15 protein-coding genes are annotated in these 13,474 nt (G+C 49.4%); 10 read left to right on the top strand and 5 right to left on the bottom strand.

Annotated features, from left to right (window positions below):
* Positions 1 to 24: 24 nt before the first annotated feature.
* From EJE49_RS05330 to EJE49_RS05310, 5 genes are all read right to left on the bottom strand, one after another.
* Positions 25 to 627, bottom strand: coding sequence for a recombinase family protein (locus EJE49_RS05330; RefSeq protein WP_124949381.1), 603 nt, complete (start codon positions 625 to 627; stop codon positions 25 to 27).
* Between the two features lie 90 nt (positions 628 to 717).
* Positions 718 to 1,626 carry a hypothetical protein gene (locus EJE49_RS05325; RefSeq protein WP_124949380.1) on the bottom strand — a complete coding sequence of 303 codons (909 nt, stop codon included), beginning with the start codon at positions 1,624 to 1,626 and terminating at the stop codon, positions 718 to 720.
* A gap of 1 nt (position 1,627) precedes the next feature.
* A complete protein-coding gene (locus EJE49_RS05320; RefSeq protein ID WP_124949379.1) occupies positions 1,628 to 2,170 on the bottom strand; it encodes a hypothetical protein in 543 nt (180 codons plus the stop codon).
* On the bottom strand, positions 2,167 to 2,358 hold the full coding sequence (locus EJE49_RS05315) for a helix-turn-helix transcriptional regulator (RefSeq protein WP_124949378.1): 192 nt from the start codon (positions 2,356 to 2,358) through the stop codon (positions 2,167 to 2,169). Before EJE49_RS05315 ends, EJE49_RS05320 begins: the two co-directional genes overlap by 4 nt.
* A gap of 123 nt (positions 2,359 to 2,481) precedes the next feature.
* The gene (locus tag EJE49_RS05310) at positions 2,482 to 2,937 is read right to left on the bottom strand and encodes a hypothetical protein (protein ID WP_124949377.1); all 456 of its coding nucleotides are present in this window, start codon (positions 2,935 to 2,937) and stop codon (positions 2,482 to 2,484) included.
* A gap of 422 nt (positions 2,938 to 3,359) precedes the next feature.
* On the opposite strand from EJE49_RS05310, the gene EJE49_RS05305 reads away from it, so the two are divergent.
* The 10 genes from EJE49_RS05305 to EJE49_RS05260 all read left to right on the top strand — a co-directional run bounded on the left by EJE49_RS05305 (position 3,360) and on the right by EJE49_RS05260 (position 13,363).
* Positions 3,360 to 4,163: a radical SAM protein gene (locus EJE49_RS05305; RefSeq protein ID WP_124949772.1), complete on the top strand. Its 804-nt coding sequence runs from the start codon at positions 3,360 to 3,362 to the stop codon at positions 4,161 to 4,163.
* Entirely contained in the window at positions 4,160 to 4,543 is a 384-nt protein-coding gene (gene acpS / locus EJE49_RS05300) for a holo-ACP synthase (protein WP_124949376.1), read from the top strand. The genes EJE49_RS05305 and acpS overlap by 4 nt, the downstream gene beginning before the upstream one ends.
* The gene (gene nagZ, locus EJE49_RS05295; RefSeq protein ID WP_124949375.1) at positions 4,540 to 5,625 is read left to right on the top strand and encodes a beta-N-acetylhexosaminidase; all 1,086 of its coding nucleotides are present in this window, start codon (positions 4,540 to 4,542) and stop codon (positions 5,623 to 5,625) included. Before acpS ends, nagZ begins: the two co-directional genes overlap by 4 nt.
* Positions 5,622 to 6,254, top strand: coding sequence for a uracil-DNA glycosylase (locus tag EJE49_RS05290; RefSeq protein WP_124949374.1), 633 nt, complete (start codon positions 5,622 to 5,624; stop codon positions 6,252 to 6,254). The genes nagZ and EJE49_RS05290 overlap by 4 nt, the downstream gene beginning before the upstream one ends.
* 2 nt (positions 6,255 to 6,256) lie before the next feature.
* Positions 6,257 to 8,050 (top strand): excinuclease ABC subunit UvrC, encoded by a 1,794-nt coding sequence (uvrC, locus tag EJE49_RS05285; RefSeq protein WP_124949373.1) that lies wholly within the window; start codon positions 6,257 to 6,259, stop codon positions 8,048 to 8,050.
* 351 nt (positions 8,051 to 8,401) lie between these two features.
* Positions 8,402 to 8,806, top strand: coding sequence for a type 2 periplasmic-binding domain-containing protein (locus EJE49_RS05280; RefSeq protein ID WP_124949372.1), 405 nt, complete (start codon positions 8,402 to 8,404; stop codon positions 8,804 to 8,806).
* On the top strand, positions 8,803 to 10,389 hold the full coding sequence (locus EJE49_RS05275; RefSeq protein WP_124949371.1) for a sensor domain-containing diguanylate cyclase: 1,587 nt from the start codon (positions 8,803 to 8,805) through the stop codon (positions 10,387 to 10,389). Before EJE49_RS05280 ends, EJE49_RS05275 begins: the two co-directional genes overlap by 4 nt.
* Entirely contained in the window at positions 10,382 to 11,497 is a 1,116-nt protein-coding gene (locus EJE49_RS05270) for a porin (RefSeq protein ID WP_124949370.1), read from the top strand. The genes EJE49_RS05275 and EJE49_RS05270 overlap by 8 nt, the downstream gene beginning before the upstream one ends.
* 348 nt (positions 11,498 to 11,845) lie before the next feature.
* Positions 11,846 to 12,832 carry an alpha/beta hydrolase gene (locus EJE49_RS05265; protein ID WP_223246761.1) on the top strand — a complete coding sequence of 329 codons (987 nt, stop codon included), beginning with the start codon at positions 11,846 to 11,848 and terminating at the stop codon, positions 12,830 to 12,832.
* Between the two features lie 138 nt (positions 12,833 to 12,970).
* Positions 12,971 to 13,363 (top strand): translational machinery protein, encoded by a 393-nt coding sequence (locus EJE49_RS05260; protein ID WP_124949369.1) that lies wholly within the window; start codon positions 12,971 to 12,973, stop codon positions 13,361 to 13,363.
* The last annotated feature ends 111 nt before the right edge of the window (positions 13,364 to 13,474 follow it).

Raw genomic sequence — 13,474 nt, 5'->3', positions numbered from 1 at the left:
ATAATTATTTTTTAGCAAGCGTATTCAAACCACTAACCCACTTTGTTCTGCATTGCCACTGAAACGCGGTGACACAACGCCAACGTGCTTATAAAGAGTGGTACGCGACACGCCATACTGACGGGCTACGTCGGCCACCTGTATATCTGGATCGCGCAAAAGTGCCTTGATCTTTCTAACCTGTTTATCGTTGAGTTTGGGTTTTCTGCCGCCACACCGCCCACGGGCGCGGGCTGCTGCCAAACCGGCCTGTGCACGTTCTCGAATTAGGTTTCTTTCAAATTCAGACAAGGCGGCAAACACATGAAAAACCAGCTTGCCAGCTGCACTACCTGTTTCGATCTTCTCTGTCAGGCTCTCAAACCCTATGCCATCTTTTTCCAGCTCGGCTATGATCCGCACTAAGTCGGGCAGGGAACGGCCAAGCCTATCCAGCCGCCACACTACAAGCGTATCCCCACCCTGCAAAGCCTTACGGCACTGCTCAAACTCTGGACGGATAGCGTTTTTCCCGCTGGCGGCTTCCTCATAGACAATATTGCACCCAGCCTGTTTTAGCGCGTCGCGTTGCAAGTCCATGTTTTGATCATCCGTTGAAATTCGTGCATATCCGATGCGTTGATTCATGGGCAGTTTCGAAAAATTGAAAAATTGACGGCTATTTTAACACTTAACGATTCCAAAAAGCACCAAAAATGACCGACTTTTTCATGTCCGTCAAATGTTCGTTTTCTGGATGACATGGGCTGCTTCAGCCTCCATTTTTGTAAGCTGATGTGGTGTTTTAAGTATTTTTAATGCGTTTTTTGGGCCAAGTATTGGATCAAACTCCACTTTTTTGGCTTCCTGTGCGCGTTTGTCTGCCTTTTCGCGCTGTTCCTTTTGACTATCAGTCATTTTTAATTTTTCTATTTTTTTCTCTACAACCAATGCTTTACTTTTAACAAAGCCGCCAGGATTTTTAGCTTTTTTTGACATGACGTAAATCCAGCCGACCGGATTGTTGATTGAATTGTCTGAAACCCCCGCGCTCAACTCATTCACCAAATCCTGTGCCATTTCTGTTTGTAAACCGTATGTGGTCTTGTTTATATATGCTGAATGCTCAACAATGTTTTTTGGGATGGTCAGATTTTGAGTATTATTTAAATTACTACTACTTTTTTCGGGTTGCTGGGTAGTTGTAGTTTTACTAATAGTCTTACTATTCGTTTTTTTATTAGTCTTTCTAAAAGCGTCGAGAAAACCGACATCCGGTGAACCGACGTCCAGTGAACCGACATCCGGTTTTTGAACTTCGGTTGATTCTATTTTTTGAGGAGTATCAAATTTTTGAGGAGTATCAAAAACAAACGTTTCAGATTGCCAGTGACCTTTTTTATTTTGCGTTTTAACCAGTTTAGCGTACCCAAATTCGCGCAATTCTTTGAGCGCGGATAGCACAGCGCCACGCCCCTCCTTAGCCTCCGCTGCCAAGTCTGTCGCATCCATCTTAAAGTTATCAGAATTGCTTAAAATTCGCATGAGCACCCCCCTCGCCCGATAACTTAGGCGCGCGTCCCGCGCCGTCTCATTTTTGATTTCAACCCAGCCACGATCTGGCCTAGGTGCTCTGATAATAGCCATCTCACACCCCCAATCCAAACAAACCGAGCTGCCCGTGCACGTCTGCTGAGCCAGCATGGTAAGCAACAAGACTTTCTGTCTGCCTTTTGATCTGAAGCTGAGCATTGCGGATTCCTTTCCGCGTTCTGCTGGCGAAGTTCTTAGGGTCGGCTATAACGCCAGCCAGCGCTTCAAATTGGTTGGCTGGCTCTTCGTACTTATCGCGTTCATCGGCAACATCAAAGCCTGCATCTGCAAAGCTTTGAAAGCTTTGGCTGTTTGATAAGGATGGGTCGCAGGTCATCCATCTACCATTTAGCTGCTTAACCCCCATTTCTTTACATACTTTGCCGAAAATTTTTTTATTTTCGATCTGTTCGATGTTTTCTGTTTGTTTAAAAACAAGGTAGGTAGCAGACAAAATATCAGCAAATTCTTGCACAAGACTTTCGTCCATCCATCTACAAAAAACAGAATTGTAGGTTTTGGTAAAACAACCAAATTTGTCTTTTGCAGAAGGGGTAAAGCTATCTGAGTATTGCAAGATTTGGCTGAGGCGGCTCATGCTGCACTCCCCGTTTTCTTATTAAGGAATGCTTCCAGCTCATCTGCTTTCCAGAAGCAGCCGCCGCCGATTTTGATTGGAGCTGGGAATTGTCCTGACTTTATTAATCTAAATAGGGTTGATTTTGATAAATGAAACTCATTTAATACATCGTTCGTTTTTAGTAATTTGCTTAATAGCGCTGACATAAGACCACCTCTTTGCTGAAGAGCAAGGCGGAGCCATATTTAAGATTTGATGGTGTGTTAGGCTACGCGCTTGCTCGATTTAATCTAAATACCAAACTCAAAAGTTTGGCTGGAAAGATAAAATCAGAGATGCGCGGCTGGAGATTGAAGCAGGCGAGGTGCTAGGGTGGGTGGAAGCTCTATTTTAAGTTTATGTTCTTTGATTGGGTACGTTTCAAATATTTTTTTGAAATCATCAATTATTGCTGCTATCAATAGCGCGGCAACAACAATTAATGACTTAGCCAGCTCATTGATTAATTTTTCCAGCCATTGAAATGTGGGCATTAAATACTTCTTATACGCCTCAAGAGTCTCAAGATATTCTGCGTTCGATTCTGCATCAACTACAGAAGGATGGGCGACTGGCCAGTATCGAAGCTCCCCGCTTTCGTCACGAAAGCTGTCACGTTTAGATATGGCCACATTGTACGAAGTTAAAAACCGCTTTATTTTTGCAAAACTGTGACTTGCATCCATTTTTACATGGGTGCGTTCTGCGCAAATTATAGCAAGGTGGTTTTTAATGCCTTTATCCATGTTCAAATGCTATCAAAGCCATTTAATGGCGTCAAGCGTTACATTGAATTTAATTCAATTTATTCATGTTGTTGCGTAACCATTTATTCATCGCCTGATTAGTTTTAAACTAATCCAGCATGGCTATTTTGCCAAGGAAAAAACAAGAGATAAAAACGCCTCACCACTGCTATAATTACTGCAAACCGAACTTGTGGAAGGATCCTAAATGCACGTTCTTCAGTTACGATTCTTTATCAGAATATATTCTGACGGTATATTTGACGGTACAAAGCAAAAGTGAATTTTTTTATACTATTTAAAACATGTGGTTGTTGATTTTTTCGAATCTCACAGCCCGCCTCGAGCAAGTCGCTATCAACAAGCCAAATACCCCCGAATTTACCCTTAATGTGACACAACACCCGCGTGATGTTGTGGGGATGACTTACGTCTATCCTGTCGTATCGCGCCGTGCGGGTGGCGTGTCGGTAGGGGTGAACCTGAATCCGAATAACGCCTGTAACTGGCGCTGTCTGTATTGTCAGGTACCGGATCTGCAACGGGGTGCCGCCCCGGTAATTGATCTGGCAGTGCTGGAAAGCGAACTGGTGGATTTTCTGCAGCAATTGGTGCACGGCGACTTCATGCAAATGCATGTGCCGGAAGCGGCGAGGCGCCTGAACGATATAGCGTTATCCGGCAACGGGGAGCCGACCAGCGCCAGGGAGTTTGCCGAAGTCATCAGCGTGATTGGGTGGGTAATGGCGCAATTCGATTTGATTGGTAAAATCAAACTGGTGCTGATTACCAATGGTAGCCTGATAGAGAAAGCCTACGTGCAGGCAGGATTACAGCAGATGGCAAGTCTGGGTGGCGAAGTCTGGTTTAAGCTGGACAGTGCGACGCGCGAAGGATTGCGCCGGATTAATAATACTGAAATTGCGCCAAAGCGAGTACTGGCCAACCTGGAAACGGCTGCCGGTCTATGCCCAACCTGGTTGCAAACCTGTGTGTTTGCACAGGATGGTATGCCGCCATCAGCGGCTGAACAAACTGCCTATCTCGATTTTATCAAGCGAGCCATTGCCCACGGGGTGTCCTTGCAAGGTGTGTTGCTCTATGGTTTGGCGCGCGATTCGCAGCAACCTGAGGCATCGCGTTTGTCAGCTTTGCCGGCATCGTGGTTAACTGAATTTTCTGCCAGAATTGAAGCGTGTGGAATCCAAATCAAGGTGAGTGTGTGATCTACGGAATAGGTACAGATATTGTCAGTATCCCGCGTATTACTGCAATGCTTGCGCGGCATGGCGAACGGGCTGCGCTGCGGCTGCTGGCTGAGGCGGAAATGGCTGCCTTTGCTGCACATACTGATCCTGCGCGGCTGCTGGCTAAACGTTTTGCCGCCAAGGAGGCGTTTTCCAAAGCTGCAGGCACCGGGCTGCGGACACCGGTTTCGTTTGCGAATATCGCTGTGGGGCATAATCATTTAGGGCAACCGCAATTCGAATTTGCGCCTGAGTTACAAGTGTGGCTGGATGTCAGGGGAATGACGTCCAGCCATTTATCTATAAGCGATGAGGTGGATACTGTGGTGGCATTTGTAATTCTGGAGGGTGGTGCATGAGTTTAGGTCCTGTAATGGTCGACGTGCCGGGTTTGGTGTTGACCGACGATGACAGGCAGCGCCTGATGCATCCGCTGGTGGGCGGAGTGATACTGTTTGCGCGTAATTATCAGTCACCGGGTCAGTTGCAGGCGTTGACCACAGAGATTCGCGCATTACGCACGCCACATTTGCTGATCGCGGTAGATCAGGAAGGTGGGCGGGTGCAGCGTTTCCGCGATGGATTTACCCGACTGCCGGCGATGCGCGAATTGGGCAAGCTGTGGGAACATAATCCGTCACAGGCCCGCCATCTGGCGCTGGATTGCGGCTATGTACTGGCTGCCGAGCTGCGTGCGCATGGCGTGGATCTGAGCTTCACTCCGGTACTGGATCTGGATTACGGTGCATCAGGTGTTATCGGTGATCGCGCCTTTCATCCGCAGCCGGAAGTGGTGGCAGATCTGGCGCATGCGCTGATGCTGGGGCTTAAAGCCGCAGGGATGGGCAGTGTGGGTAAGCATTTCCCCGGTCATGGTTATGTGCGTGCTGATTCGCATCTGGCGATACCGGTGGATGAACGCAGTTTGCACGAAATCGAGCAGGCGGATTTGTTGCCATTTGCACGACTGGTGGCGGATGGCATGACCGGGATCATGCCTGCGCATGTGATTTACCCGGCAGTTGATAGCCAGCCAGCCGGGTTCTCGGCGTACTGGTTGCAAACCATATTACGTCAGCAATTGGGATTTGATGGCGTGATTTTCAGCGATGATCTGTCGATGGAAGGCGCCAGTGTCGCCGGCGGCATCGTTGAGCGTGCACAGGCTGCGCTGGATGCCGGCTGCGATATGGTACTGGTATGCAACAACTGTGCAGCTGCTGACGCGGTATTGCATGGTTTGAAATGGCAAAAGCCGGCGGTGAGCATTACCCGCATGGCACGCTTGCATGGACGCCCTCATCCATTGGGGATGACTGCCCTGCATGAACAGGAGCGTTATGTAGAAGCGCTGCATGCGGTGGCAGCATTAGGTCATGACAGTGGCGAATTATGGGCAACCGACAGCACCAATAGCTGTGGTTTGAGCGGCATTGCATGAGTACCTTGTTTGATGCTGGTTGTGTGGAGTGCCCCCGTCTGGCGGGGTTTCTGCAACAAGTGCGTACTGACTATCCAACGTATTATGCGCGACCGGTACCGCCGTTTGGCGATGCACAGCCGTGGTTGCTGATTGTTGGCCTGGCGCCTGGATTACATGGTGCCAATCGCTCCGGGCGACCATTTACCGGCGATCATGCGGGTATATTGTTATATCAAACTTTGCACCAATTTGGTTTCGCCAGTCAGGCGGAATCGGTGAGTGCAGATGATGCGCTAGTATTGCATGGCTGTCGTATTACCAACGCAGTGAAATGTCTGCCGCCGGCAAACAAGCCGGAGACGGGTGAAGTGCGCCAGTGTAATCATTATCTTGCTGCCGAAATTGCGGCACTGCCCGCCGGTGCAGCGATACTGGCATTGGGCAGCGTTGCCCATGCCGCTGTGCTGATGGCATTGGGATTACCGGCCAAAACTGCCAAGTTCGGGCATGGCGCGGTGCATGAACTGGCAAATGGCAGCAAGCTGTATGACAGTTATCATTGCAGTCGTTACAACACCCAGACCAGGCGGCTGACCACCGACATGTTCCATGCCGTGTTTGCCCAGATAGTCGCCGATAAAAACTGAGTATGTTTGATAGTGCGCACTTACTTGCAACGTTACCAAATTTGCCCGGCGTGTATCGCATGCTGGGCGAGGATGGCGCGGTGCTGTATGTGGGCAAAGCGCGTGATCTGAAAAAGCGGGTGTCTTCGTATTTTCAGAAGACTGATCTGTCGCCGCGTATCCGGCTGATGGTTGGTAAAATCCTTGCGGTTGAAATTACCGTTACCCGTTCCGAATCCGAAGCGCTGGTACTGGAAAACAACCTGATCAAAGCGTTGTCGCCGCGTTATAACATCCTGTTTCGTGATGACAAGTCATACCCGTATTTGATGCTGTCCGGCCATCAGTATCCGCGACTGGTGTATTTTCGTGGTACACCGCAGCGCCAGGATCAATGTTTCGGGCCTTTTCCCAATGCTTACGCCGTACGTGAAAGCATCCACATCCTGCAAAAAGTGTTTCGTCTGCGCACCTGCGAGGACAGTGTATTCAATCATCGTTCGCGCCCCTGCCTGTTGCATCAGATCCAGCGCTGTACCGCGCCGTGTGTCGGCGTGATCAGCGCTGAGGATTATGGCGCCGATGTACGCAATGCAGCATTGTTCCTGGCGGGCAAAGCCAACGAAGTGTTGCAGACAATCACCCGGAAAATGCAGCAGGCCGCGGAATTGATGCATTACGAAGAGGCCGCACTGTATCGCGACCAGATTAAAAGTCTGACTGCGGTACGCGAGAAGCAGTTTGTGACCAGCCAAAGTCAGGCGGATGCCGATGTTATCGCTGTGGTCGCGGCGCAAGGTTTGCTCTGTGTTAATTTATTGATGATACGTGGCGGGCGGCATTTGGGTGACCGCAGCATCTTCCCGCAAAATGCACAGGATGTAGACACGCAGGAAGCATTGGCAGCATTTCTGACCCAGCATTACTCTGGTCGCGCCATTCCCTCGCAGATTATTGTTTCCGAGGTGATCGAGCATGATGCCATTACGGCGATGTTGAGCGAGCAGGCAGGTTACAAGGTTAGCATCAGTGCAAACGTCAGTGGCGAGCGCAAGAGCTGGCTGCAAATGACCATAAATAACGCACAACTGGCGATTACCCGTCAGGTCGCACAGAAATCTACCCAGAATGCACGGCTTGCCGCATTGCAAAATGCGTTGAACATGCCTAACCTGCAGCGAATCGAATGTTTCGATATCAGTCATACCATGGGCGAGGCCACCGTGGCATCGTGCGTCGTTTACGATCAGGAAGCCATGCAGCCAGGCCAATACCGGCGCTATAACATTAGCGGCATCACCCCGGGTGACGACTACGCCGCCATGCGTGATGCACTGACCCGGCGCTATACCAAGATCCAGCAAACGGATGCCAAACGTCCTGACTTGATACTCATCGACGGTGGTGCCGGTCAGTTGAATATTGCCAAGGCGGTGATGGATGACCTCGGCATCAGCGACATCGTGCTCATCGGCGTGGCCAAGGGCGTGGAACGCAAAGCTGGTATGGAGCAGCTTATTACTACCGATGGTCAGACCACCCGTTTGCCTGCCGATGATCCGGCTTTGCATCTGATTCAGCAGATCCGCGATGAGGCGCATCGCTTTGCTATTACCGGTCACCGAGCGCGCAGAGCTAAAGCGCGCACTTCTTCCAGTCTGGAAGATATCGCTGGTGTCGGGCCGAAACGGCGGCAGAAACTGTTGGAAACTTTTGGCGGGTTGCGTGAATTGAAAAATGCCGGTATCGAAGAGATAGCTCAGGTGGAAGGGATTAGTAAAGTACTGGCTGAGCAGATATACCGTGCATTGCGTTAGTTTTATGCGTGCAAGACGTATATTGATAAAAACAGACAGCGTGGGATTGAGTGAGAAATCGCACGCATAAACATCATAATCTGTATCTGACAGATGGTTAGTGTGCTCACTCAATGTAGGATTTTGTTTCTATTTGATTTTTTTGGCTTTGCGTATTGTTTTGTATAAAGTATCATTGTCAGCATCCCGTCAATTGATGTGGCTGTATTTTTGATGAGCATCCGGGAGTTGGGCGAAAATAATGACGAGTAATAAAATACAACGGATGGTTCGGTGCTAAACAGGCGCATTCAGCGTTTCTGCGCTACATGTACTCAAGGTAAGCGAGCTATCTTAGCGCGATTCATTACCGTGATGGCTTTGCTGTTCCTTTCTGTAATTCAACCGGTTGCGGCTGATGTAGTGGTTATTGTCAATCTTGATAATCCTGTTGATCATCTGACGCGTGAACAGGTGATCGATATCTATATGGGGCGCTACACACATTTCCCTAATGGCCAAATTGCTGCGCCCATTGATATGGATCCGGAGTCACCGGTTCGGGTGGCTTATTACCAGAAACTGGTAAATAAAACAGTCGCCCAGATCAACTCGTTCTGGGCGCGGCTGTTATTTACCGGCCGTGCAACACCGCCACAAGTGGCGCCTGACGCTAAAGCGGTGACAAATGTCGTCATGCATAATCGAGGAGCAATTGGGTATGTTGATAGCCTGTCTTTGAATGATAATGTCAAAGTGGTGTACCGGCTGCCATGAAAAGACGCGTTTCCGTTAAGATTGCGGTTGCCGTCAGTGTGCTGGCTTTATTAGGTTCGGCGGCTGTATCGGTTTTGTACTATTACAGTACTTATTCCAAAGAAGTGATGAGCGCGCAACATGATTTAGCGCAGTTAGGGCAAACTGTGCAGCGCACTGCGTCTATTGCCGCCTACTTGGCTGATCGTGAATTGGCAAATGAGGTGGTTCAGGGCTTATTGAAAAACCAGCTAGTCGCTGCGGTGGAGTTGACTGGCGGTGGTGGGTTTTCCGCAAGTTCTGGCTTGAAAGGCGAGGAAATCAACAAGCAACCTGTCCATATTAAGTTGGAATCGCCTTTTGTGCCTGGCGAAATAGTGGGTGACTTGAAAATTTCCCTGCGCCAGCAACTAGTTGAAACGCGAGCGAATAGCGCTGCCTGGACCAATGCTGCGATGCTGGCTGGATATACATTATTCGTATCGCTCCTGGTGTTCTTGTTAATACAGTGGCAGTTTATTTCCAGCATTAAAAGAATAGCGGTGAGCCTGAAAAAGATCGTTCCTGGCCAGAACGAGCGCCTGCATATTCCGGCTAAGCATCAATATGATGAAATTGGTGGGCTGGTTGAAAATATCAATCAGTTGCTAGGCTTGGTGCAGAGCAAACTTGATAATGAACGCGCATTGCTCAGCCAGATGGAAATGCTGGAAAAACAGTTCCGTATGATTTACGAGCGGGCCGGGGTTGGTATTTTTCTGATGGATCAGCGTGCCAGGCTGGTGATAGCTAATCCTGCATTTCAGGAGATTATCGGCAAGCCACTCTATGAGCATATTCTGGGTAAGGATATTAACTGCATGATGGCGCTTTTTAGTGAGTTGGATAAGACACTGTGCATGCTTGATGAAACCTTCGCCCGCGGGAATTTGTCGGCCATGGATCTGCAGATTGCGCAGGTAAATAGCACTGAAGATCGCTGGGTGCACTGTCTACTGACACAGTTGCGAGACGAATCAACTACTGCCCCGGATAATCAGATTCTTGTACAAGGCATCATCACGGATATTTCGGATCGTAGGCGCGAGGAGCAGTTTATCCGATTGCAGGCAGAGCGTGATCCATTAACGAACTTGTTCAATCGCCGATCTGCGGAGCATGGGTTGTTTCTACTATTGGAGAAGGCCGGCTACGAAGGAAGTTGTATTGCTGTCTGTATGCTTGATCTGGATAACTTCAAGCCGGTTAATGATACCTATGGGCATGATGCAGGCGATAGGGTATTGATTGAAATAGCTCAGCGCATGAGTATGGTGCTACGCAGCAGCGACATCGTCGCACGTCTGGGGGGAGACGAATTTCTGCTGGTCATCCAGGGCATTGGACAGCATAAAGATATCGAGTTGCTGCTGGATAAACTGCTTAATAATCTTGCTGAGGATATAGATATCGGTGAGGGGGTATCTGTCAGGGTCGGTGCCAGCATCGGGGTTGCGCTCAGTCCTGAAAATGGTACTGCAATGGGGCAGTTAATAACGCTGGCTGATCGTGCAATGTATCAGGTCAAGCAGCGTGGCAAGAAAGGTTACCAATTTTATGATTAGGCGGAATTTTGGTGTTATTCGCGCCATCGTGTTCCTGATGACAGTGCTTCTCTCCACAACAGGGCACGCAGAAACGGTCAGTTTTTCCGGATTTATGTCGTTGGTGGGTGGTCAGGTGTTAAGTGGTGGTGGCACATCGAGTTATGCTGGGGTCGATTGCCCCTGTTTTGTAGCCGACTGGACGAATATGGGGGTATATAACAAGAGCTTCAGCGTGCGTCCGGAAAGTCGTGTTGGTATGCGCATGAATGCCAAGCTCAGCGATACATTAAGCGCGGTTGTGCAGGTTGATGCGCGCGCTACCCAAGGCAGCAGTGGGGCAACGCTGGAATGGGCGTATTTGTCCTATGTGCCTGCTGATGACTGGGTGGTGCAGTTGGGACGCAAGCGCTTGCCTATTTATTATTATTCGGATTTTCAGGATGTAGGGTTTGCCTACCCGTGGGTACGCCCACCTCAAGACCTGTATGGCTGGGAGGTCAATAATTTCAATGCAGTCACCGTTGCTCGAACCGGGCGCTGGGGTGAGTGGGATTCGCGTGCCAGTGTATTTTATGGGCGAGAAAATTCGTCGTCCAACCTCTATGCCGGCTTGGATTATCCGGGAGAGAGTGTGGATGTGACCTGGCGGAATATTCTGGGGGCTGATCTGGAGTTGACGCGGGACTGGTTCAATCTGCGTATGGTATATATCCAGTCCAAGATCGATATGAAGAGTAACGTCAGCGGCCCCCTCGTTGAGGGTGGGGTGCAACATATTTATGGGCTTTCCGCCAATGCTAATTATGACAACTGGCTGGTGCGTTCCGAACTGAGCTACTTTGATCGTTGGAAAGATATGGGCTACAAGAGTAAAGCCGGCATGCTGGGGGTCGGCTACCATGTCGGTGATTACACGCCGATGGTGACTTATTCGCGCTTTATGGATGCGAATTCTTATGGTGATCCAAATTGGGAGAATGATAGCTTGATGCTTTCCGTGCGTTATGACCTGAACGCCACCAGCGCCATCAAAGTGCAGTATGACAAGTTCCGTGAGCTTTCCTTGCCTGGCTCAACTTCAGGTAACGCGGATGTGCTTTCTGCATCTTACGATAGAGTATTCTAGTTTATTTATCCCTCGGTAAGTTCAATTGCCTATGTCCGGCCGTAGTATGGCTTGCATAGTAACGTTAGCAAATTGTCAGCATTTGCTGGGTAAACTGCCAGCAGATATAAGAAGTGGTTGGGGTGTTTGTTCGTTATGCGGATAGCGTTATCGCTCATGACTCAGTTGTCAGGGAATATTGAGTCAGTCTCGACTGAGGTGCTTGAATTAGTGCCAGCATCCTCGCATAATGTAATCCGAATTTTCTGATTAATCAATTTTGTAGCGCGAATGTGTGTTGCGCAAGCGTGAGGCTGTCAACAAGCTTGCCAGTACGGATTATGTACAATGGGTTATTGGAAAGGAAGCATGATGCGGCTATTCGTGTGTCTCCATGATTTATTCTGCTGGGCAATGTTCGCCACCGGGCTGTTGCTTGTTTGGCAGATGTCTTACGCTGACCAGTTCCTCGGTCGGATTCTTGAATACCGTTCCGCGCAGCAAGCCGAAGACAGGGAAGATGGTGAACCTGCCGAACCTATGTCTCTGCCAACCGGTGTGCGACTGCTACGCGATGTACCTTATGGCAAAAATGACAAGCAGCGCATGGACGTCTATCTGCCTCAGCACGCTACCGGCACACCGGTAATTTTCATGGTGCATGGCGGTGCATGGCGATTTGGTGATAAGACAGCCAGAGCCGTGATTGAAAACAAAGTAAACCGCTGGGTAAGCAAGGGCTTTATTTTGATCTCGGTTAATTATCGGTTATTGCCCAGGACAGCCATTTTGGAGCAAGCCGCAGACATCGCCAGTGCGCTTGCGCAGGCGCAATCGCAGGCTGAGCAGTGGGGTGGAGACCCGGCTAAATTCATCTTGATGGGGCATTCGGCAGGCGCACATCTCGTTGCCCTGCTTTCCGCTGCGCCGGAGCAGGCCTATAAGGCAGGTGCACAACCTTGGCTGGGGACAGTGGCGCTGGATAGCGCCGCACTGGATGTCGCCGAAATCATGCTGGGTAAACATGAACGCTTATACGATAGCGCATTCGGTGATGATTCCGCCTACTGGAAGCTGGTGTCGCCTTTATATCAGCTAACCGGTATGGCCACACCATTATTGGCAGTGTGTTCAACACGCCGCAGTGACTCATGTTCGCAAGCGATCCGCTTTGCCAGCAGGGCGCAGTCGCTGAATGTGCGCGTTAAGGTGTTGCAGCAGGATATGTCACATCGGGAGATCAACCGGCAGTTGGGCGTTGCAAGCGACTACACTGATGCGGTTGAATCATTCATGTCTAGCCTTGATGCATCTGTGCAGCATGTGTTAACAAATCAGTCCAAATCAGAGCATTAAAATTACCATATCAACGGCGCATGCCATACACCTATTGGGTATTCCGGATAAGTAAAATAATTCTCGCATTGAAATAGCCGGTGACAGGGCTCATAATGAAGACAAGCAGATATTATTAACGTTTAATAAAGGAAATTTATGTCACATAGTCATGCTATTGTCTGGATCGATCACGCTGAAGCCCATGTAATCAACATCAATCCGGATGATGTTGAGAGTTCGATTGTCAAGCCATCCGATCCGCACAAGCATTTACATCACAAGAGTGGCGCGGTGGGTTCAGGTCATGCACCGGAAGATCAGCATTATTACCACGAAGTAGTCGATGCGTTGCGCGGCACCCAAGAGGTGTTGATCGTTGGCCCATCAAGTGCAAAACTTAACCTGATCAAGCATATTCATGCTCATGACCATGAGCTTGTTGCCAGCATCATCGGCGTAGAAACAGTGGATCATCCAACCGATGCGCAGCTTGTTGCTTATGCGCGCAAATATTTTGAAGCGGCTGATCGCATGCTGCCACAGCAATAACATACGCAAGACGGGTTCTGGCTGTCACGCAGTTTTAATGCTTTTTGCGTGGTTGCCGGAATCGCGCTGCAGGTTGTTTCACAGTGTCTTCAATGTGTTAGCATGGGGGCA

Origin of the sequence: Sulfuriferula thiophila (assembly GCF_003864975.1) — a bacterium.
Classification (GTDB): domain Bacteria; phylum Pseudomonadota; class Gammaproteobacteria; order Burkholderiales; family Sulfuriferulaceae; genus Sulfuriferula; species Sulfuriferula thiophila.
This window is presented reverse-complemented; position numbering and strand designations above follow the sequence as displayed.

Coding starts and splice junctions, on each gene's coding strand:
- EJE49_RS05330 (WP_124949381.1), bottom strand. CDS start 627: ATGAATCAACGCATCGGATATGCACGAATTTCAACGGATGATCAAAAC.
- EJE49_RS05325 (WP_124949380.1), bottom strand. CDS start 1,626: ATGGCTATTATCAGAGCACCTAGGCCAGATCGTGGCTGGGTTGAAATC.
- EJE49_RS05320 (WP_124949379.1), bottom strand. CDS start 2,170: ATGAGCCGCCTCAGCCAAATCTTGCAATACTCAGATAGCTTTACCCCT.
- EJE49_RS05315 (WP_124949378.1), bottom strand. CDS start 2,358: ATGTCAGCGCTATTAAGCAAATTACTAAAAACGAACGATGTATTAAAT.
- EJE49_RS05310 (WP_124949377.1), bottom strand. CDS start 2,937: ATGGATAAAGGCATTAAAAACCACCTTGCTATAATTTGCGCAGAACGC.
- EJE49_RS05305 (WP_124949772.1), top strand. CDS start 3,360: ATGACTTACGTCTATCCTGTCGTATCGCGCCGTGCGGGTGGCGTGTCG.
- nagZ (WP_124949375.1), top strand. CDS start 4,540: ATGAGTTTAGGTCCTGTAATGGTCGACGTGCCGGGTTTGGTGTTGACC.
- EJE49_RS05290 (WP_124949374.1), top strand. CDS start 5,622: ATGAGTACCTTGTTTGATGCTGGTTGTGTGGAGTGCCCCCGTCTGGCG.
- uvrC (WP_124949373.1), top strand. CDS start 6,257: ATGTTTGATAGTGCGCACTTACTTGCAACGTTACCAAATTTGCCCGGC.
- EJE49_RS05275 (WP_124949371.1), top strand. CDS start 8,803: ATGAAAAGACGCGTTTCCGTTAAGATTGCGGTTGCCGTCAGTGTGCTG.
- EJE49_RS05270 (WP_124949370.1), top strand. CDS start 10,382: ATGATTAGGCGGAATTTTGGTGTTATTCGCGCCATCGTGTTCCTGATG.
- EJE49_RS05265 (WP_223246761.1), top strand. CDS start 11,846: ATGATGCGGCTATTCGTGTGTCTCCATGATTTATTCTGCTGGGCAATG.
- EJE49_RS05260 (WP_124949369.1), top strand. CDS start 12,971: ATGTCACATAGTCATGCTATTGTCTGGATCGATCACGCTGAAGCCCAT.